Source organism: Algibacter amylolyticus (assembly GCF_014202225.1).
Taxonomy (GTDB): Bacteria; Bacteroidota; Bacteroidia; order Flavobacteriales; family Flavobacteriaceae; genus Algibacter_B; species Algibacter_B amylolyticus.
Genome location: NZ_JACHGE010000002.1, coordinates 18,639 through 39,811, shown reverse-complemented (window position 1 = coordinate 39,811; position 21,173 = coordinate 18,639). Strand labels below are relative to the sequence as shown.

Here is a 21,173-nt window from a genome sequence, read left to right as displayed (position 1 = left end):
TCTATTAATTTAAAAATTAATAAGAATATAATTACTTAACATGCAAAAAACGCACACCTAATAAGGTGGTTTTTGGTGTATAAGCATAGTTTAATGCGTTCCCTTAATGATTTCATTTAGCGGTAAAACGTACAATTATATTAATTGTACAAATCTAACTAAACACAATTCTTTAAACAGAATACTTTAGTTAAGCACAACCTCTATCATTTTTAAATAAAAATCAATAAACAATGAAACTTATACAATTTACTGTATTTGTACTTTTTGTTGTGGTTACTTCTTGTACACTAGACAAAACAGATTACGAAGCAGAATTAGTTACCGAAACTACCGAATACATAGAGTATGAAGAAGTAACAGCCATAGTTAGCGAGAATTACACCATTAGAATTGAAGCTTTAAACGGCACGTTATATAAAGGATACAACGAAATTCACCTTAAAATTAACAATAGCCAAACCAATGAAAGTTTGGATAATTCAGAGGTAACCTTTTTACCTATTATAACCGATGCCAATGGCAATAAATCGTCTTGTCCACATGCCTATAATTTAGTTTATAATGACAATGAAGGCTACTATACTGGCTATGCCGTTTTTACTAGCGAAAGTGACTCGACAGTACATTGGGAGATATACATTGATATTACTGATAATGGTGAAGTAACAACTGTTAATCCTGCTATTACTATTGCGGAGCAAAACAATTTAAATTTAAACATGACGGCTTTTACAGGTAACGATGGCGAACACTATTTTATAGCCTTAGTAGCCCCACAAAGTCCAAGCGTGTCACAAAACGATTTGCTTGCAGGTATATACAAATACAACAAGCCAACTAGTAACGCTGGCACATTTCCTGATGCATCACAATACTCGTATAGCGTGGTTAAAAATCATACGTTATTATTAGACCCAAGAATGCCAGAACCATCTATGGGAAATCACTCTTCGCCTAACAACCAAGACCTTACTCAAGAAAGTGATGGTTTATATTACGGCGTTGTTAACTACACCATGACAGGCAATTGGACCTTGAATTTTATTTTAAAAAATGAAAATGATGACATCATAAAAGGAACCGAAGTTTCAACAGAGTTTACACCAGGAATTGAAGGTGAAAAAGGTGAATTACACATCGATATATTATTCTAAAAAAATGAAAGGAATTACAGTACTAATACTTTTGTTTGGCACATTTGTGAGCGCTCAAAATTTACAAATGCAACAGGATAGTGTGGACGTACAATTGGATGAAATTGTGATTATTGCGGCTAAGAAAAAGAAAATTGAAACCGAAATGAAAATGGCGGTTTCTGTTGATGAATTTTTAGCCTCGTCTGATAATATTAGCTTTATAAAACGCGGTGCTTACGCCTGGGAACCTTTACTCAATAATATGAGTACAGAGCGTTCTATTATTACTATTGATGGTATGCATGTGTTTGGAGCTTGTACAGATAAAATGGATCCTGTTACATCGTATGTTGAAAGCAATAATCTTGCGGAAATTGATATTCAATCAGGACAAGCAGGAGGCTTAAATGGCGCTACTGTTGCTGGAAGTATCGATTTAAAAAGGAAAAGCACATCCTTTGGCCTAAGTAAAAAATGGAATGCAGCCTACCAAACGGGTTTCGAATTTAATAACAATCAATTCTTTAACCTTGGTAATGCTTCATATTCAGGAGAAAAACTGGTAGCCGAAGGTAGTATATCGTATAGAAAAGCAGAAAATTATTCTGATGGAAATAACGATGAAGTTAACCACTCGCAGTACGACAAATTCAATACATCATTGGGCTTAGCGTACAAAACGAGCGACTTATCGGCCCTAAGAGTCGATGCCATTTTCGATAAAGCGAAAGATGTTGGTTTCCCTGCGCTTCCAATGGATTTATCTTTATCGAGAGCCCTTATAACCTCGGTGGCATACAAACAGTTTTTTGAAAATGGGATTGTTAAAGTATGGGACACTAAATTATATTTTAACGCAGTTGAGCATTATATGGACGATACCACACGTCCAGAAAACTTAGTACATATGGATATGCCTGGTTGGAGCACAACCTACGGTATGGTTTCTAAAATTAATCTTAAAAAAGAAAAATTTGCTTCAGAAATACAGCTAAATGCATATGATAATTTATCTATTGCAGAAATGCGTATGTACCCACAAGACCGCAGCGAGCGTACTATGTTTGCTTTTAGTTGGCCCTGGGTTACCACACAATACGCAGGACTTTCAACGAGTAACACTTATGATATCTCGGAAAAAAGTCAACTAAATTTTGGAGGGGCTTTAGGTGTTAATTACAACTATTCAAAATATGTTGAGTTTAACCGAATTTTTCACCCTAGTGCATCGCAAGAAAAAACACGGTTTTTACCAAGTTTACATGCCGGTTACAACCTAGATATCAACCAATTTAATTTATCAGTTGGTGGTGGATATGGCCACAGGGCACCTTCGGTTTCTGAAGGTTATGGGTATTATATTTATAACAGTTTTGACCGTTATGATTACATTGGAAATCCAGATTTAAAAAACGAGGTGTCTTATGAGGTTAATGCTAGTGCAGGTTATAAAACTAAAAAAGGTGGCATTTTGGCAAAGGCAAATTACTTCTATATACAAGATTACATTATAGGAAGAATTTTAAGTGCCGGAAGTCCTATGAATTATCAATCGGTTGGTGTTAAAGGCTACACGTCTTTAGACAATGCTACCCTATTTAACTTTTCATTGAATGGTAAATATACCGTTTTAAAGGATTTACACTGGAAAGGAACCCTTACGTATGCTCGAGGGCTAGATGACAATAAAAATAATTTACCGTTTATTCGTCCGCTAAGCTACCAAACGTCTTTGCATTATGCATATCAAAAATTCGGATTCTCAACGTCCCTTAATGGCGATTATAAGCAAATTAATTACAGTCCAGAATATGGCGAAGATCAAACACCTTCCTATACAAACTGGAATGCTTCGGCAAATTACACCTTCTACATAGATGGTTACAAAACAGTATTCCAAGTAGGTGCCGAAAATATTTTAAACGAATACTACAGCACCTATGCCGATTGGGGAAATATCCCTAGAATGGGACGTAACATCTTTACGTCTTTAAAAATAAATTTTTAAACAAAATCAATAACAACAAACAAAATCGAAATGAAAAATTTTAAAAAGTATCTACTATTATCTCTTAGCACATTAGCAATCGTTTCTTGTAGTGATGATGATGCTCCTGTAGCTAACAATGTAACCCTAGAGTTTAATAATACCTTTGGAAACGAAACTATAGTACTTGGTAATGCTAATTCAACCGAGGCTACTACAAATACTTCTGCCGAAGGACAAATACACCACTTTGAAGAGTTAAAATATGTAATAAGTAACATCCGCCTTATTAAAGAGGATGGTACCGAAATACCATATAATGTTAACGATTTAGATAACGGTGCTACTGTAATAAACCAAGCTAAAACTGAAACTTTACAATATGTTTTAAATGATATTCCTACTGCTGATTACAGTCAAATAAAATTTGGTTTAGGTGTAAAAACATCATTAAATACTCTAGACGAAGTTAGTTTCCCTAACTTTTATGCAGCAGCTGGCGAGAACGACACGCAAATGCACTGGGAATGGGGAACAGGATACCGTTTTACTAAAATTGAAGGTTTTTATGACAATGATAATAAAACATTGTCTTTCCACTCTGGTAGCACGATAGACGAAGATCCAGATGATACTACTGGTGAAAGCTTTATTCAAGGTGTTGATGCATATCGAGATATTACATTAAACCTTCCAACTTTGGCAACTGTAGGGAATAGCGCTCCTAAAATTGTTATTAAAGCAGATCTTAATAAATTTTTAAGCGGAGATACTCATACTATTACTTTAGTAACAGCAGAAAATATTACCAACAACGCAACACCAAGTGCGCATACTGCAACAGAAATGATGAGGTTTGTTGACAATATTGGTGGAACCGGAGATACTAATACTACAGGTATGTTTTCAATTACTAGCGTAGAAAACTAAATATAAATATAGCTTCAGCTTGCCATATATAGCGAGCTGAAGCTTATTATTAATGTCCCTAAAAGCGTTTACAAAATGAAAAATTCAATAAGAAATATGTGTGTGTTATTAGTACTTGCATCTTGTAGTAATGACGACTACCAACCCATTTCTTATGATAATCCGGAAATCACGCTAAACATTCCGGAAGGTTTTCCAGATTTAAACATTACCGCTACTACTAATGCACCAACAACATATGGTGTAGTGTTAGGAAAAAAGTTATTTCATGACAAAAGGTTAAGTGCAGATAATACCATTGCGTGTGCTAGTTGCCACATTCAAGCAAACGCATTTACCGATAACTTATCCAAAGCCATAGGTATTGAGGGTAGAGTCGGGTTACGTAATACCCCACCCATTCAAAATATGGCATTCATGCAATTTTATAACTGGGATGGAAATAAATTAGTTTTAGAAAACCAACCATTAGTACCTATTATAACGCACGAAGAAATGGATTCCTCTATTTTAGAAGTTATAGGCAAAATTGAAAACGATCAAGAGTATATTGAACTATTTAATAAAGCTTTTGGTGATGAGGCTGTTACAAACGATAGAATATTTAACAGTATTGCTCAGTTTGAATACACTTTAATTTCTGCAAATAGTAAATACGACAAAGTTATACGAGAAGAAGGTGTAACTTTTACCAAAAGTGAAGCCCAAGGTTATCAAATTTTTAAAGATAAATGTATAAGTTGCCACAGTACAGAATTATTTACAGATCAAAGCTTCAGAAACATTGGCTTTCCTATTAATACAGATAGCGAAGAAGGTGGCCGATCGAGAGTTACTAGAGAAGTAGATGATTATTTACGTTTTCGTGTACCTTCATTACGAAATATTGAATACACAGCGCCCTATGGTAGTTTTGGACAATTTAATACTTTAAAAGACCTCCTAGATTATTTAGATAACGGTGTTGTAGATGCCGAAAACTTAGACCCTATTTTAAAAGATAATGGCAATAAAATTTCTCTCACAGAAGAGGAAAAAACCCATCTCATTTCATTCATGAAAACACTAAGTGATACTGAGTTTATTGGGCAATAACTTATAATCCCAGAACTTGCGTTGAATACACCATTCAACAAACCTACCTATTTAATGCAAAAAAGCGACTCTAGAGTCGCTTTTTTATTATGCTTTTAAATAAATTAAACATTGATTTAAATCGGGATTTTGCAATACCAGAGAATGAATATAAATTTTAAGCTCTTCAATCTCATAAGGCAACAATCTATTTAATGCCTTTTGTACTTCTTTGCAAAACAACGACGAGTCAAAACTAACTTTGTTAAGTATAGTTTTTGTGTAATCTAGCATTGCTCTTGCCATGATTTTTACAGGGTTTTAGGTTTTAATAATAAGTAGGTTTATAGTATAGGCTTTATATTTTTTGATGTTTAAATTTAGTGAAAATATAATCAAGTTCTATAATTTTAAGGAATATTAACACAAATAACTTTAAATAGAACATCAACAAATTTCTAAAAAAAAACGCTAATCACCTAAACTAGAGCCTTCACCTTTATATTTTTCTTTATTTATTATCAAAAAAAAATCCTGTATAGCGAACTACACAGGATCCATTTAATGAGTTAGAAGCTATTAATCAAATTTAACTAAACCGAATTACCGCTTAATTTACTTTGTTTTCTACTCAATTATTATTTTCTGACTGTACACTTTATTCTCATTTTTCACTTTTATAAAATAGAATCCACTTGTGTTATTTTTTAAGTCAATAACGGTATTGTTGCGATCAATTGTTCCAGAAGACACTTTTTGACCAATGTTGTTATAAATTTCGAAATCGAATTTTGAATTAGGGTTGTTCAACTTCACATTTACAAATCCTTGTTTTACAGGATTAGGATGAAACCTAGGAGCTTCCGAAGCTAACATAGTATTTTCATTAACTTCTAAAGTAGTAAAGTTTATACTTGTTTCCCATGAACCTCTACCGTAAGTAGCAGCTCTTAACTTTGCACTTGTTGCCGATGTATAAAAAACCTCTAAATCTTGAACTGCGTTTCTAGGTAAATTGGTTGCTTCTTCTGTCCAAGCACTTTGAGAATCATCAATGTAATACACTCCTATATCGGCTCCAATAAACACACCATTTTGAGTACTATTTTTAAGGTGTACAATTGTATTTATAGGTAAGTTTGGTAATGTACTAGAGTAAACATCTGTCCATGAGGTTCCGCCATTACTAGTTTTAAATACTTTACTAGACGCGTTATATCCAGAAAACACAACCCATACCTCATCAGAATTAGAATTTGATATGGTTAAGTTTTTTAGTGATGCAGACCCAACAGGTAATGTGCCTGTTACATCTGTCCAGTTAACTCCAGCATCTGTAGATTTTGAAAGTTTATTTTCTGTAATCGCATACATTACTTGATTATTAGTAGGTGCAATTTCAAAACGTAAAATATTTTTACCAGCAGCAGGCGTTCCTAGGGCAGTCCAATTTGGAGCCGAATCGCCATTTGGTTTCGTTAGCATATCTGTACTTTTATACAGTGCTGGTCTTCCTCCTAAATAAACCCAATCCGCTTCAATTGGATCTTGATGAATCGGGCTAAACCACTCGCCATTTGTTGAAGGAAAGTACGATACCACGCCGTAACTTGTGCGGTAAAATTGTCCGTTTGTTGTAGATGAAATAATGATATTATCATCTGTACGATCTATAAAACCATCTTCACCATCACCACCACTTAATACAGACCACATACCTGCACTAGTTGCCATAATAGAACCTATATCTTGTAAACCTGCAAAATATTTATTTGGGTCTGTAGCAGAAAGTGCGATATTTGTTTGCTGACCAACAGCTATGTTATTGGTAATATCTTCCCATGCCGATTGCCCGTTAGAAATTCCTTTTGATATTCCTCCATCGCAAGTTGTATATAAAGTAGTATCATCGTGCGGAGAATACGCAATGTATTGAATATCTGCATGGATATAAGGTTTGGTTTCTGTTGAAGGGTATTGAGACCCCGGAAAACCATCTTTAACACCCAACCAATATGTAATTCTTTCCCAACTTGTACCACCATTAGTGGATTGCCATTGGTTTATTCCTCCAATGGTTACTAAATTGGCATCTAAAGGAGACACTGCAATTGCTAAATCATGGTCTGCTTGTCCGCCATTCCAACCTTCGGTTGGTGCTGACGGCGGATTATCATTAGCGTGTAAAATATTAGGAGTACTAGCTGTTGTTTCATAAACTAATGAGAAATTAGAGCCACTATCGGTCGATTTATAAACGCCCTTTAAACCTCGCTCTAAGTTTCCAGCTATAGCGTATACCACATCTTCATCATTAGCTGAAACTGCCATTTCAATTCTACTTACATCAGAGGTTGGAATACCTGAAGCAATGGTCCAATTTGCACCATTATCGGTTGATTTATAGATATAACCTTCAGTGTAATTATACACACTAGCAGCATAAACTGTATTAGAGTTTCCAACGGCTGTTCCTGGTTTAAATTCAATATCATAAAATGCTTCTGCACCAGTTGTTAATGTATGTGTTGCCCAACCATCGGTAGTTCTAAAAACCCCACCATCTGTAGCAACCATCATGGTAGATGGTGTGTTTGGGTCCATAACAATTTTTGTAATTCTGTAATTATCTGCCACTGTCCAAGTTAATCCTGTAGGATTCCATGATGCGCCACCATCTGTAGATTTTAGGACACCTATACTTCTTCTATCATCCGCCCTGTCTCCTGTTGCTAAATACATTGTAGATGTTGTTGTTGGGTGTATTACCAACCCAGAACATCCTATTACTGATAAAAAATCAGTATTAGTTGTCCAATTATTACCACCATCTGTGGTTTTCCATAAGCCACCATCTGGAGCACCAACATAAAAAGTAGATGCGTCTAATGGATCGAAAGTTATAAATGATAATCTACCAGAACCTGTATCGTAACCTGATGCTACTGAATTACCATTTAAAGAAGACCAATTTGAAGCGTTGGACTTTGCACTATTTTTATTTAAAACTTTATTAGAAGTAGACCACTCCACATAATTGGAATAGTTAGATGATAAAAGTGACATATCGCCTGAAGGATATACCTTATCGGCCACCTTTTTTTCCCAACGTTTAAAAATATTATAACCCTGTCCTTTTGCTGGTGTTTTAGTTTCCCAGTATTTGTCAAATTTTGCTTGGACATTATAAAAAGTTTCCTTTTTACTCGTTCCTTTTTTACTCCAACTTTTACCGTTTTGTCCAAATGATAAAACAGAGAAAAGCACAGTAAATAAAATTGCGTAGATTTTTTTCATTTTTTTATTTAATTAAATTTATTATAAATAATTTGTTCAGCTAGCGTAGACTAAAATTTTGCTTACTTAATGATCTAAAAACAAGTAATTTATTTCATACACTTGTTCTATTTTCCCTATTTTTTTATTCTACCTAAATTTTAACACAAATATTACAAATCCTTTGATATGATAGACACAAAACAACTACTCACCAACTACACAAAGCGGAAATAAAACAAACTTAGAGTTACAATAACCCTTTAACTTTTTTATCCATATAAACTTTTTGAATTAGAAAAGGAGATTAATAAATAACCTCCTTTTCTAAAAAACCTATATTAAACGCTAGTTATAAACTACCAGTTTTTTAACAACTACATGTTCTTTATTATTAATTCTAACGTAATATAAACCCGCAGTATATTCCGATACATCTATTTTGAATGCATTTACTAAAGTAATATCCTTAGAATAGTGCATTAATTTACCTAATGAATTGAATACTTTAATATTAACTGTTTCTTTTTTAGAAGAGATTAAACTAAATGAGTCCGTTGCTGGATTCGGATATAGAGAAACCTCTTTTAATTGTATATCTGCACTTTCACGTCCTAATGTAACAATATTAAAACGAGGAGTACGCCATACACCACGGCCAAATGTTGCTGTGTATAATTTATTATCAACATAATTAACTTCTAACTCACTAATTTTTACGTTTGGTAAATTATTATTAAAGACTTCCCAAGTATTGCTTAAAGTATTGTCTGTATAATAAACACCATAGTCCATCCCTATATATAAGCCATCGTTTCCATTGTTATCCCAAACTACAGCTAATGCGCTAAAATTTGGTAAATCGAATTTATAAGATGTCCAAGTTGTTCCTCCATCTGTGGTTACATATATTTTTTCGGCGCCTTCTGTGGTCACAGCCACTTTGTTAGGATTAGTTGGGTGAACAGCAATGGATGTAATAAAGCCACCATTATAGCTGTTTAACTTCTCCCAGGTACCTCCTCCTGTTGTTGTTTTATTTAACCCAACAGTACTTGCGCCTGATGCATACAATATTAAATTATTGGAAGGTGCAACTTTAAGCTCGAAAAGATTACCACCAAACTGCTGGGAAATTGCTGTCCAATTATCTCCATCATCAGACGTTTTATAAACATGTTTAATTCCAACGTAAAACGTATTTGGTAATATTGGATCTTGTTCCATTGGAGTAATAAAACTCCCACTTCCATCTGGAGTACCGCTAATATAAGCTATAGAGGCTTGGTTTACATCTGTTGTTTTACGAATAATCCCCCCTTGTTGCGTACCGTATAAGATATTTGAATTATTTTTATCAACAAAGCCTTCGCCTCCATCTGCACTAAGCCAGTCTCTCCACACTCCTGCTGCAGTTCGTCCAGAACTTCCGTTATCTTGAGCTCCTCCAGTAATAACAACAGGGTCTGTTTGACTAATTCCAAATCTATAAAATTGTCTTATTCCCAGACCACTAGATAAATCGGTATAAAAGCTTGGACTCATAGTAGCAGAAGGCGTATTTGCCACATAAAAACCACCATCTGTTCCTAAATACACCTTAGAACCAACGGCCTCCATAATACAAATATCGGCGTGCGTATAACCTGCATTGCGACTAGTAGATAACGACCTTTCCCAATGAGAAGCTAAACTAAAATTAAGACCACCATCTAATGATCGCCAAGTATTAACACCTCCTAAAAAGACTACATTAGCATCTGTTTGGCTAACAGCAATATCCATATGATGTGGAGCTTGTCCCCTAGTTCCATCCCCATCTATATCTGAACCAAAAAAGTTTTTTGTTTGAGAAATTCTTTTTAATTTTTCCCCACTATCTGTAGATTTATAAATCGCCTCAAAATAAGCACTTTGCGTACTTGGTTTTGAAGCTTCTGCTAGATAAACCACAGTAGGATCTATTTCAGATACTGCAATCATTTTAGCCCCTAGAGTTCTAAATACATTTGATGATTCTCCTTCAAAACCTTCTGTTAACACTGGGCCATTATCCGTTTGCACTAAAACATCATCAAGAACAATACTTCCACCTTTTGCTGTTTCACCCTCAAAAGCAATATAATAATCGAATGACGGATTTGGCAAAGGAATCGTTTCAGAAACCCAACCTTGTATATCTCCAGAATAACTTGCTAATTCTACCCAAGGATCAAAAAAATCTGATTTATAAAACACTTTAAGCTTATCTATAGATCCAAAATAATCTGATTCAGCATGAAGAAACTTTAAAACAGGATTGTCTCCAACCGAAAGATCTAAAGGAACAGAAACTAGCTTTGTTTTATTTCCTGCCACATTATCCGTACCTGTATTAAATCGGCCAAGGCCATTACCTGTAGCAGCAAAAACAGCTTCAATTCCAAAAGCCTCTTTATTACGTGAGGCAATATACCAAGGCACATTACTTCCATTAACCGATGCTGGTGCATATTCAAATTCCCAATTATCAATTCCAGGTTCATTTAATGAGAAGGTAGCACCACCATCTGTAGATCTTAAAAAATATTCGCCAGATGCATAAACTGTATTATAATCCATGGGCTTAAACTCTACATCATATCCACTAGTTAAAATAGAACTTATCGCTAGCCATGAAATCCCAGAATTTGTCGATTTATAAATCCCTTTGTTCTCTACACTACAATAAAGTTTAGCTGTATTTGAAGGGTCTACTAAAATTTTATTCACGATCCCTGCACCTGGTGTTACTGTTGCTAAAACATTCCAAGTTGCACCAGCATCTGTGGATTTAAAAATAATTCCATTATTACTACCCCAATAATAAATGGAAGAATTGGTGGGATCTATTGCTAGGGAATTAACTCTTAGGTTAGACATGTTATCTGTTAATGGAGTCCATGAAACACCCGCATTTATACTTTTCCAAACACCTCCAGTTTCCGATGCTGCAATAATATGATTAACATTAGTTTTATCTACAGCCAGAGCCATAACTTTACCCGTACCAGGAGAGTCACTTGAAGACGCATTTTCTGAATATGGCCCCAATTGTTCCCAATTACCAGGATCTGCAACCGCAGCTTTTGCCCTAGCAGCCTTTTGATTTATGGATTTATTATAACGCTCCAATTCTTCAAAATAAAATTTTGGAGATTTTAAAACGCCATTATCTTTCATTGAGCGCATGGCTTGGTATTCCCAGCGCTTGTATTGCTTATAACCAGACCCCTTACCTTTATCTCGATTCTCAAAATAAGTTTCGGCGGCTTCTCTAATTTCTTCCACAGTATAAGTCCCTGCGGAAATCATCTGATTGTAATCTTGCTTTTGCGAAAAAGCGGTAATTGCAAATAAGACAAATACCAATGTGTAAATTCTTTTCATAATATTAATTTGTTATAATAACAAACGAATATCCAAAAGCTTCTTAATATACTAGCAGTAAGTGGCTACACAACAACTACACATTCCCATTTTAATCGTTTAAAATCACTTCGACTATGTGATTGATGTTCAATTATAAATTTTTAAATTCTTTATTTAAAAAATCTACCAAAGTGTATTCGCTTTCCTGAAGATTCATTTTTTTGGAAATACGATAGCGCTTACCTTCAACAGCACGTGTAGTGGATTTTAAAAACACAGCTATTTCTTTACTTTTAAAACCCACAAATAAATAATAGCATATTATAATTTCGGAATCTACTAATTGAGGATATTCCTTCTTAATTTTTGTAAAAAAATCAATATTAAGTTCGTTTACCAATTTTAAATGATCCTCATTTTTATCTAAAAGAAGTGGCGCATTAATATGTAAATTTTTATATAATTCCTTTACCTTATTTTGCTGATTTCCGCTTCCATCAAGAGATGAAATACTCTTAATTTCCTTTTTAACATCGCTTATATATTCTTCTAAACCATGAACTTTTAATTTCAGCTTCTCATGATTGGATTTTAAGTAAGTGAACTCGTCATTATTTTTCTCATAATTATCCACCATTTTTGAAGCGCGCCTATGTTTAACAACATAAAAAACAGACACCACAAGAACTACTATAATTAACACAATAATCCATAGCTTATTTATATTTTTCCACTTCCGTTCTTTACCTAATTCAGTTTCAGACTGCATTAATGTATCTCCCAAAAGCAGGCTCGCATTCATTGTTTTGTTTAACACCTCATTTTCTAAAATTCGTAAAGAGTCTACGTAGCTATTTTTAGCCTTAAAATCTTCTTTAAAATCGTAATAGTCAATATAAAGATTATAGTAATTTCTTTTATCATTATCGTTCATTCCGTCTATAACACCTGCGGATTTGGATAAATACAATAATGTTGAATCGATTGCCTTTTTATTAAAATGAAATTCACCCAAACTACCATAGACTGTAGCTAAATGTCGTTTGTGCAATAAAGGCTGAATAGTAGTATTATTTTTTAAAGCTTTTAAGGTATTAAAATGCTTATGCGCCGCATTTAAATTATTTAAATCAAGGTAATTGGTAGTTAATAAAAACTGAGCATACATGTGGTAATATGCATCATCCTTTATGCTTTTATAACGTTCTAAATTATCTAATAATATCTTATTACTCTGCGCGTATTTTTTGTTTCCTAAGGCTTCTAAGGCCTTCATTTGGGTAACTTCAATAATGCCATCATTATTATTAGCTAACTTATAAAATTTTTCAGCTTTTGCTAGATACTCATAAGCACTAGAATCTTTTTTTACGATATAAGAATTATAAAAAAGCTCTAATGAAGCCCAACCTGCTACATTATAATTTTTTTCAAGCTCGGCATATTTTAATGCCAAAATGCTATTTTGATACCGTTTTACGGTTTCGTTATTTTTATCGTTAATTAATACTTTTAACTCGTAATAACAGGCAAGATGCCCCTTAATTTTTTCGTTTAAGGGTAGCGTAATTGAATCTAAAAATAAAGCTGCTTTTTTAGGGTTTTTATCGATTATATTATTTGCCGAATCAATATATTTCAAATTTGGACCTTTATGATCATTTTGAGAAACAACAGGATTACTAAATAAAAAAACAGCTAAAAATAATAGATTAAATAATAATTTTAAATTCAATGGTCTTAGGGTTAAAGTCTATATTTTATTACATGCTAAAATATAAAAAGGCTGCATCAAATGATGCAGCCTTTAACAAAAATCTTTTTTTTTATAAATTTAGAATCTATTATCGCCATCAAGTAAATCGCCAAGGCCTCCAAGTACACTTCCTTCGCCTTTACTCTTACCACCTGCTCTAGGTGCCGATGCCAACACACGACCTGCCAACCTACTAAAAGGTAGGGATTGAATATATACGGTACCAGGACCTTGAAGTTTAGCAAAAAATAAGCCTTCGCCTCCAAAAACCGTGTTTTTAATACCACCAATAAACTCGATATCGTAATCTACCGTTTGATCGAAACCTACAATGCAGCCAGTATCTACGCGTAATGTTTCGCCCGCTTTAAGTTCTTTCATAGCCATGGTTCCTCCTGCATGAACAAATGCCATACCATCGCCTTCTAGTTTTTGCATAATAAAGCCCTCACCTCCAAAAAGTCCGCGTCCTAGTTTTTTAGAAAACTCAATACCTACGCTTACACCCTTTGCTGCGCATAAAAAAGCATCTTTTTGACAAATAAATTTGCCGCCAAAACGCGATAAATCTATTGGGATTATTTTTCCTGGATATGGTGATGCAAAGGATACATTACGTTTACCGACTAGATCGTTATAAAAAGCCGTCATAAATAAGCTTTCTCCTGTTAAAATTCGTTTTCCGGCACCTAATATTTTACCTAAAAACCCTGTATCGTTTTGCGAACCATCACCAAAAATGGTTTCCATTTTAATGCCATCGTCCATCATCATAAAACTTCCAGCTTCGGCTACAACGCCTTCTTGTGGATCGAGTTCAATTTCTACGTATTGCATTTCTTCGCCGTAGATGCGATAGTCTATTTCGTGTGAAGTCATTTTGCTAGTTTTTTTTGTGATTCGCTTATATGTTGATTTGTTTTGAGTTTTGTTACAAAGTTTTTAAAAAAATTTGAATTTGAATTGGCTAAATTTTAAATTCTAAAAAAGTTGTAAAAGTTATTTCACTGAGTTTCTCGGAGACTGAACAGTTAATTTTTAAAGTTCCAAGTTTTAAAGTTGGAATATTTTTTTTCACGCATGAAGCCGCAAAGTGTTATTATTGACTAAAAAACACGCTATTCCTTATGAAACTAAATATCCTAAACTTTTACGTGAACAAACTGAAAACTGATACTGTGACTAAGACTGAAAACTAACTTTTAACCTTTACACTCCACTCAAAATTAAATGTTGAAACAACAATACCTTCCTCGTTTTTTCCTACAGATTCCATCCAAAGGGCTTGTCCTTCGCCGGTTTCTATGGCTTTTTTTAGTACTTCGTCCACAGCCTTACCATCTGTACAAGTAAATGTTATTTTACCTAATGCTTTTTTAGTAAATGTGGCTTTATTTGATGTTACCAACATAGATATGCGTTTACCAGAGTCTTGAATTTTAGAAATCATTAATGCACCGGTTGAAAACTCTGCTGCCATGCCTTGTACTGCCCAAAACATAGACTTAAATGGGTTTTGGTTTATCCATTTAAATTTAACACCTACTATACATTTTTCTGTATCTATATGTTTTGTTCTTACGCCACAAAGGTATGCCGATGGCAGCTTGAACATGGTGTAAGTATTTAATTTATTTGGTGTTAACGCCATTTTATATGTTTTAATTTTTTACTAAGTTATGAAAATAATTCACATTCCTAAATGTTAATTTTATGTTAATTTTTAGTACTATGCGTAACAAAGTACCTTCTTTTAGACATATATTTGCATAAGAAACTATTATATGTTTTAAATCAATCGAAAAAAATCATGTTAGACAATCATCAAAAAAACATTGCCACTTTTATTCACTTATCTACGTTTAGTAGGTTCTTTATTCCTTTTGGGAATTTTATTGGGCCTATTCTTTTATGGAGTGTGAATAAGGACAAATCGGAATTTATAGATAGAAACGGGAAAGCGATTATTAATTTTCAGTTAAGTGTGTTTTTGTACGCTATTATTTTAGGTACGTTATCCATTCCGTTTTTTGTTTTTAAAATTTTTAGTGGTATTGATTTTATAGATTTTAATGCCTTTGAGAGTTTCCATATTACTATTGGTAAGCCTTCGCCTCTACTATACATTGGTGGCGCTTTAGGTGCTATAGCAGTAATTGGTTTTATTATTGAATTGGCCTTAATAGTTGTGGCTAGTTTAAAAGCTAGAGATGGCGAGGTGTATAAATACCCGTTTACTATTAATTTTTTAAAATAACACACCCCTTAATCCCCTCTTTTTAGAGGGGAAACTGAAACCTTAAAAAGAAAACCATGAATACTACAGAGCAGCTAAATCTGCGGACTAACCCGCGTTAGGGATTGCAGTGGAAAGCCCACAGCCCGACGCAGGAGGTGCGAGGACTTGTAACGGAAAGCCCGACCCTTGTGGTAACGCCCAACTAGTCGAAGTGACAAAATAAAATTTCATCAATAATCAATCAATCAAATCAATCAAAAAATGAACAGTTTCACAACATTAAAACGCCTTAGAACATGAAGATAGAAAACACAAAAGCACAAATGCGTAAAGGGGTTTTGGAATTCTGTATACTATCGGTCTTAAAAGACGACGATGCTTATGTAGCAGAAATTTTGAGCACCTTAAAAGATGCCAAGTTGCTGGTGGTTGAAGGGACCATTTACCCTTTACTTACCCGACTTAAAAACGCAGGACTTTTAAATTACAGATGGGAAGAATCAACCTCTGGACCACCAAGAAAGTATTACGGTTTAACCGAAACCGGAAAATTATTTTTAAAGGAATTAGATACCACTTGGAGTGAATTACACAACGCAGTAACTATAGTAACAAGCCAAAAAACACCAAAGAAATGAATAAAACAGTCAACATAAATTTAGCAGGTATATTTTTTCATATAGATGAGGATGCGTACTTAAAATTACAACGCTATCTGGAGGCTATAAAACGTTCGTTTACGGACTCGCAAGGGCGATCTGAAATTATAGCCGATATTGAAGCGCGTATTGCCGAACTTTTTAATGAGCGCGTGCAAAACGATAAACAGGTTATTAGAATTGCCGAGGTAGATGAAGTGATATCGGTAATGGGACAACCTGAAGATTACTTGGTGGACGACGAGATTTTTGAGGATGAGCCACAGGCCAGTTACAGAACAAAATCTACTACTTCGAGAAAGCTTTTTAGAGATACAGACAACTCTTATGTAGGTGGCGTATCATCTGGATTATCGCATTATTTTGGTGTTGATGCTATATGGATTAGATTAGCATGGATCCTTTTAATTTTTGGTGCTGGTACCGGTATTTTACTTTATATTTTACTTTGGATTTTAGTTCCGGAAGCTAAAACTACTGCCGAAAAAATAATGATGACGGGCGAGCCTGTTAACATTAGTAACATTGAAAAAAAAATTAAAGACGGCTTTGAAACTGTTACCGAAACCGTTGGTGATGTGGCCAAAAATGTATCGGACTCGGTATCGAATGCGGCTAAGAATATAGATGTTAAGAAAACGGGGAATTCTATAAAATCGTCTTCCAGATCTTTTTTTGAAACCATAGGCGACATTATTATGTTTTTCTTTAAGGTGTTCTCAAAATTTATTGGCGTGCTGCTAATTATAGCTAGTGCTGCAACGTTAATTGCGCTTATTGTAGCTTTATTTTCTGTTGGTATTGCCGATGTAATTCATATACCTGGTTTAGACCTTGTAGAGATTGCCAATACCGGCGAAACCCCAATTTGGTTAGTGTCTTTATGTGCCTTTTTTGCCGTTGGAATTCCTTTCTTTTTCTTATTCTATTTAGGGCTAAAGATTTTAATAAACAACCTGAAATCCATTGGCAACCTTGCTAAATTCTCGTTACTTGGTTTGTGGATTATCTCGATTATAGCGCTTATTATTTTTGGTGTAAGACAAGCTAGCGAACATGCCTACGAGGAGAGCTACACCGAAAAAACCGAGCTTCCAATTACCGCAAAAGATACGCTTACTATTAAAATGGTAAACAACGATAATTTTAACTCGGATTATGGGCGTCATGATAATTTTAAACTAGCCTATAACGACAATGGTGATAAGGTACTATACTCTGCGGATATTGATATTATTGTAAAATCGACTACAGACTCGGTAGCTAGAGTAGCTATTAGAAAAAAAGCCGATGGTAGAGATTATGATAGCGCTATTGAGCGTGCAAAAAACATTAATTATAATTTCGATTTTAAAAACAACACCTTGTTACTGGACTCGTACTTAACCACACATCCAGATAATAAATTTAGCGACCAAGAGGTTGATGTTGTTCTTTATTTACCAGAAAACGCAGTAACATATTTTAATAATAGCGCCAAAGGACATTTGAATTACCGCACGTATGATGGCAATATAATTTCTAGAGATGACACCAATCATTACATGAAAATTATTTATGAAGATGCTGTATGTTTAGACTGCCCAGAGGAAAATATTAAAATTAAAGTGAATACACCTAGTGTTAAAATTAATGACGATGGTATTGAAATTCATTCCAACGAAGGCCATTTAAAAATAGATAAAAATGGTATTAAAGCCGAATCTGAGGAAGTAAACCTAAACATAAATGCCGAAGGTGTTGAAATAGACGCAGAAGATTAAATAATAAAACAAAAATCCCGATATAATATCGGGATTAGTTTACCTAACAATTCATCAATAAAAATCGACAATTCAGATATTTAAGTTTCTAATTAATGCTATTTAGAAGGATATTTGTACAACAGTTAATCATCAATCAAAAAACGAACCGTCATGACTACACTAATCAAATTCATTGTTGCCACCGTGTTAAGTTTAACCCTTTTTTCGTGTAATTTCGATATGAATTACAACACTGGTGTTCGCGGAAACGGCGAGATTATCTCTCAAGACCGCAGTATTACCGAATCTTTTACCGCCATTAAGGCTACCGAAGGCTTAGATGTTTATTTAACCCAAAGCGATATTGAAAGTATAAGCGTTGAAGCCGATGCTAACTTACACGACATTATTTTAACCGAGGTTGAAAATGGTGTTTTAAAAATTCACACCAAAGAAAACATTGGTAAAGCCAAAGCCAAAAAAGTACATATAAGCTTTAAAGATATATCGAGCATAACATCTACTAGTGGTAGCGATGTATATTCTACGAATACCATACATGTTGAGCGGTTAGATTTAAAAACAACCAGTGGAAGTGATATGACGCTTGATGTAAACACAACGGTTTTAAATTGCAAATCCACCAGCGGCAGTGATTTAAGACTCTCTGGAAAAACGGTTAAATTACTTGCTGAAGCTACCAGCGGAAGCGATATTGAAGCAGCCGATTTAATGGCAGAATCTAGCGAAGTAAAAGCCACTAGTGGCGCAGATATTACCGTAAACACATCAAAAGAATTAACGGCTAGAGCTACAAGTGGTGGCGATATAAACTACTATGGCAACCCAAAAACAGTCAATAAAAGTGATAGTTCGGCAGGCAGTGTAAAACAAAAATAACCAACCAAACCAACCACTGTTTAAACCATCTTGGTCTTTTTTAAAGGATTGAGATGGTTTTTGTTTTATATTTGATAGTGACTTATTTTACCTGTTATTGTCTAATAAGTATAGAGTGAAACAAAAAAAACAATTAACTCGTTTAAAAATGAAAAAATTTCTTTCCATATTTTTTTTAAGCTTACTATCTATTACCCTTTGTAAAGCGCAAAGTACCGAGAAAGTTAAGGGCAATAGAATTGTAACAATACAACAAACCAATATTGAAGCGTTCCATACTATTATTTTAGATGAAGACTTTGAAGTTGAAATTATTTATGATGCTAACCCATTTGTTGAAATTGAAACAGACGAAAACCTACATGAATACATTGATTTTAAAGTTGTTGATAGTGTACTTACCTTTAATAAAAAAGCCAGAATAACATCAAAAAAGCAGCTAAACATTAAAGTCACTCATAATGATGTTTTAAAACACATTGAAACGACTGATGATGCCGAAATACTATCGCTAGCTACAATGGATATTGAAAATGGATCTTTAAAAACAAGAGGTTCATCAAAAGCAGGATTAACTGTAGAATCGAATGTTTTTTCGGTTGATATGGATGATAAATCTAAAGTGAAATTAAATTTAACTAGCGAAAACTGTTTACTTTCTATGAGCGGCAACAGCAAGATTGATGCCTTAATAAACACCTCGGTTTTTACAACAAATTTATATCAACGTGCCACAGCAAACATTGAAGGTTCTAGTAAAACAGTTAAAGCAGAATTAGATAATAATACTGCGTTTAATGGAAAAAACTTTACAATAAATACCTGCGAAGTCATTTGTAGTATAAGTAGCGATGCACACCTAGAAGTTTTAGACGATATTACTATTGAAGCCTCTGGAGCGAGTTCTATTTATTTATATCAGAACCCTAAAATTATTATTAACAAGCTTGCTGACACGGCGAAACTTCAAAAGAAGGTTAAATAATTTTTCCTTCGTTAATTCTTACAACAAAAAAAGCCAAAGTAAATTACTTTGGCTTTTTTTGTTGCGATAAGAGAGAGCGTTTATTTTTAGTATTCTTATGGTTTGCTCCTTTCTTATAACGACCTCAATTTAACTTTATTTAAATACCAAAACAAAAGTCATTTAAAATATATTTATGCAAACGTTTGCATAAAACTAATAAATTATTAATTTTGATGAAGTTATTTCTAATTCTAAAAACCGAACATAGAACCCTTGTGGTATATTTTAGAAAAAAGAAACAGCTAACCATTGTATTATTGGTTAAAAATTAAAATTATATATCCTTATAAACACAAAGTAATAATGCCAAATTTAAACCTTAACATACACGTTTTTCCAACCAAAGAACAAACTGGAAATGCCGCAGGAAAGGCTATAGAAACTTGTATTGTAAACTTGCAAAAAACAAGAAACGATATTAGAATAATATTTGCAGCCGCACCTTCACAAGACGCCATGCTAAACCACCTATCAAGCTCAAAATTAATTGATTGGAGTAAAATAACAGCATTTAACATGGACGAATATATTGGTTTAAAACCTGGTGCACCGCAATTATTTTCATCTTATTTACAACGAAATCTTTTTTCTAAAGTTGATTTAAAGGAAATTAATACTATTAACACAAACCATGATGTCCCTAATGAAATTGAACAATACGAGCAGTTATTAACGGCTGCACCAATAGACATAGTTTGTTTAGGAATTGGTGAAAACGGACACATAGCATTTAATGATCCACCGGTAGCCGATTTTAATGACCCACAAACCATTAAAGTAGTGGAATTGGACCATGCTTGTCGTGTGCAACAGGTAAATGATGGTTGCTTTAAAACAATTTCTGATGTACCTAAAAAAGCGATAACCTTAACAATACCAACACTAAATAATGGAACTCATTTATTCTGTGTTGTTGTTGGTCATAAAAAAAATGAGGCCGTAAAAAACACCTTATCTGGTATAATAACTACAACGTGTCCAGCATCAATACTCACAAAACATCCAGATTGTAGTTTTTATTTCGACGCGCAAGCATACAAAGGCATCTAGG

Annotated in this window: 16 protein-coding genes; 10 read left to right on the top strand and 6 right to left on the bottom strand. The window is 34.0% G+C overall.

Annotated features, from left to right (window positions below):
- Window positions 1-233: 233 nt before the first annotated feature.
- The 4 genes from HNQ90_RS05195 (at window position 234) to HNQ90_RS05180 (ending at window position 5,151) form a co-directional block, all read left to right on the top strand.
- Window positions 234-1,157: a hypothetical protein gene (locus tag HNQ90_RS05195; RefSeq protein ID WP_144116827.1), complete on the top strand. Its 924-nt coding sequence runs from the start codon at window positions 234-236 to the stop codon at window positions 1,155-1,157.
- Between the two features lie 4 nt (window positions 1,158-1,161).
- On the top strand, window positions 1,162-3,147 hold the full coding sequence (locus HNQ90_RS05190) for a TonB-dependent receptor plug domain-containing protein (protein WP_144116826.1): 1,986 nt from the start codon (window positions 1,162-1,164) through the stop codon (window positions 3,145-3,147).
- A 30-nt stretch (window positions 3,148-3,177) separates the two neighbouring features.
- Window positions 3,178-4,056, top strand: coding sequence for an MbnP family protein (locus HNQ90_RS05185; protein WP_144116825.1), 879 nt, complete (start codon window positions 3,178-3,180; stop codon window positions 4,054-4,056).
- Window positions 4,057-4,131: 75 nt separating this feature from the next.
- On the top strand, window positions 4,132-5,151 hold the full coding sequence (locus HNQ90_RS05180) for a cytochrome-c peroxidase (protein ID WP_144116824.1): 1,020 nt from the start codon (window positions 4,132-4,134) through the stop codon (window positions 5,149-5,151).
- 87 nt (window positions 5,152-5,238) lie between these two features.
- On the opposite strand, the gene HNQ90_RS05175 is transcribed toward HNQ90_RS05180, so the two are convergent.
- From HNQ90_RS05175 to HNQ90_RS05150, 6 genes are all read right to left on the bottom strand, one after another.
- On the bottom strand, window positions 5,239-5,436 hold the full coding sequence (locus tag HNQ90_RS05175; RefSeq protein ID WP_144116823.1) for a hypothetical protein: 198 nt from the start codon (window positions 5,434-5,436) through the stop codon (window positions 5,239-5,241).
- A 321-nt stretch (window positions 5,437-5,757) separates the two neighbouring features.
- Window positions 5,758-8,427, bottom strand: a complete 2,670-nt coding sequence (locus HNQ90_RS05170) for a T9SS type A sorting domain-containing protein (RefSeq protein WP_144116822.1) — start codon at window positions 8,425-8,427, stop codon at window positions 5,758-5,760.
- A 327-nt stretch (window positions 8,428-8,754) separates the two neighbouring features.
- The gene (locus tag HNQ90_RS05165) at window positions 8,755-11,814 is read right to left on the bottom strand and encodes a T9SS type A sorting domain-containing protein (RefSeq protein ID WP_144116821.1); all 3,060 of its coding nucleotides are present in this window, start codon (window positions 11,812-11,814) and stop codon (window positions 8,755-8,757) included.
- Window positions 11,815-11,947: 133 nt separating this feature from the next.
- On the bottom strand, window positions 11,948-13,531 hold the full coding sequence (locus HNQ90_RS05160; protein WP_144116820.1) for a helix-turn-helix transcriptional regulator: 1,584 nt from the start codon (window positions 13,529-13,531) through the stop codon (window positions 11,948-11,950).
- 99 nt (window positions 13,532-13,630) lie between these two features.
- Window positions 13,631-14,431, bottom strand: coding sequence for a TIGR00266 family protein (locus tag HNQ90_RS05155; RefSeq protein ID WP_144116819.1), 801 nt, complete (start codon window positions 14,429-14,431; stop codon window positions 13,631-13,633).
- Window positions 14,432-14,747: 316 nt separating this feature from the next.
- On the bottom strand, window positions 14,748-15,203 hold the full coding sequence (locus HNQ90_RS05150) for a DUF4442 domain-containing protein (protein WP_144116818.1): 456 nt from the start codon (window positions 15,201-15,203) through the stop codon (window positions 14,748-14,750).
- 159 nt (window positions 15,204-15,362) lie between these two features.
- On the opposite strand from HNQ90_RS05150, the gene HNQ90_RS05145 reads away from it, so the two are divergent.
- The 6 genes from HNQ90_RS05145 (at window position 15,363) to HNQ90_RS05120 (ending at window position 21,172) form a co-directional block, all read left to right on the top strand.
- Entirely contained in the window at window positions 15,363-15,809 is a 447-nt protein-coding gene (locus HNQ90_RS05145; RefSeq protein ID WP_144116817.1) for a DUF4870 domain-containing protein, read from the top strand.
- A gap of 278 nt (window positions 15,810-16,087) precedes the next feature.
- The gene (locus tag HNQ90_RS05140; RefSeq protein ID WP_092851718.1) at window positions 16,088-16,429 is read left to right on the top strand and encodes a PadR family transcriptional regulator; all 342 of its coding nucleotides are present in this window, start codon (window positions 16,088-16,090) and stop codon (window positions 16,427-16,429) included.
- The gene (locus tag HNQ90_RS05135) at window positions 16,426-18,213 is read left to right on the top strand and encodes a PspC domain-containing protein (protein ID WP_144116816.1); all 1,788 of its coding nucleotides are present in this window, start codon (window positions 16,426-16,428) and stop codon (window positions 18,211-18,213) included. Before HNQ90_RS05140 ends, HNQ90_RS05135 begins: the two co-directional genes overlap by 4 nt.
- Window positions 18,214-18,366: 153 nt before the next feature.
- Window positions 18,367-19,095 carry a head GIN domain-containing protein gene (locus tag HNQ90_RS05130; protein ID WP_144116815.1) on the top strand — a complete coding sequence of 243 codons (729 nt, stop codon included), beginning with the start codon at window positions 18,367-18,369 and terminating at the stop codon, window positions 19,093-19,095.
- A 148-nt stretch (window positions 19,096-19,243) separates the two neighbouring features.
- The gene (locus tag HNQ90_RS05125; RefSeq protein WP_144116814.1) at window positions 19,244-20,080 is read left to right on the top strand and encodes a GIN domain-containing protein; all 837 of its coding nucleotides are present in this window, start codon (window positions 19,244-19,246) and stop codon (window positions 20,078-20,080) included.
- A gap of 345 nt (window positions 20,081-20,425) precedes the next feature.
- The gene (locus tag HNQ90_RS05120; RefSeq protein WP_144116813.1) at window positions 20,426-21,172 is read left to right on the top strand and encodes a 6-phosphogluconolactonase; all 747 of its coding nucleotides are present in this window, start codon (window positions 20,426-20,428) and stop codon (window positions 21,170-21,172) included.
- Window position 21,173: the final 1 nt, after the last annotated feature.

What these genes read in the sequence shown, in the direction of transcription:
- HNQ90_RS05195 (WP_144116827.1), top strand. Translation starts at nt 234, where the DNA reads ATGAAACTTATACAATTTACTGTATTTGTACTTTTTGTTGTGGTTACT.
- HNQ90_RS05190 (WP_144116826.1), top strand. Translation starts at nt 1,162, where the DNA reads ATGAAAGGAATTACAGTACTAATACTTTTGTTTGGCACATTTGTGAGC.
- HNQ90_RS05185 (WP_144116825.1), top strand. Translation starts at nt 3,178, where the DNA reads ATGAAAAATTTTAAAAAGTATCTACTATTATCTCTTAGCACATTAGCA.
- HNQ90_RS05180 (WP_144116824.1), top strand. Translation starts at nt 4,132, where the DNA reads ATGAAAAATTCAATAAGAAATATGTGTGTGTTATTAGTACTTGCATCT.
- HNQ90_RS05175 (WP_144116823.1), bottom strand. Translation starts at nt 5,436, where the DNA reads ATGGCAAGAGCAATGCTAGATTACACAAAAACTATACTTAACAAAGTT.
- HNQ90_RS05170 (WP_144116822.1), bottom strand. Translation starts at nt 8,427, where the DNA reads ATGAAAAAAATCTACGCAATTTTATTTACTGTGCTTTTCTCTGTTTTA.
- HNQ90_RS05165 (WP_144116821.1), bottom strand. Translation starts at nt 11,814, where the DNA reads ATGAAAAGAATTTACACATTGGTATTTGTCTTATTTGCAATTACCGCT.
- HNQ90_RS05155 (WP_144116819.1), bottom strand. Translation starts at nt 14,431, where the DNA reads ATGACTTCACACGAAATAGACTATCGCATCTACGGCGAAGAAATGCAA.
- HNQ90_RS05150 (WP_144116818.1), bottom strand. Translation starts at nt 15,203, where the DNA reads ATGGCGTTAACACCAAATAAATTAAATACTTACACCATGTTCAAGCTG.
- HNQ90_RS05145 (WP_144116817.1), top strand. Translation starts at nt 15,363, where the DNA reads ATGTTAGACAATCATCAAAAAAACATTGCCACTTTTATTCACTTATCT.
- HNQ90_RS05140 (WP_092851718.1), top strand. Translation starts at nt 16,088, where the DNA reads ATGAAGATAGAAAACACAAAAGCACAAATGCGTAAAGGGGTTTTGGAA.
- HNQ90_RS05135 (WP_144116816.1), top strand. Translation starts at nt 16,426, where the DNA reads ATGAATAAAACAGTCAACATAAATTTAGCAGGTATATTTTTTCATATA.
- HNQ90_RS05130 (WP_144116815.1), top strand. Translation starts at nt 18,367, where the DNA reads ATGACTACACTAATCAAATTCATTGTTGCCACCGTGTTAAGTTTAACC.
- HNQ90_RS05125 (WP_144116814.1), top strand. Translation starts at nt 19,244, where the DNA reads ATGAAAAAATTTCTTTCCATATTTTTTTTAAGCTTACTATCTATTACC.
- HNQ90_RS05120 (WP_144116813.1), top strand. Translation starts at nt 20,426, where the DNA reads ATGCCAAATTTAAACCTTAACATACACGTTTTTCCAACCAAAGAACAA.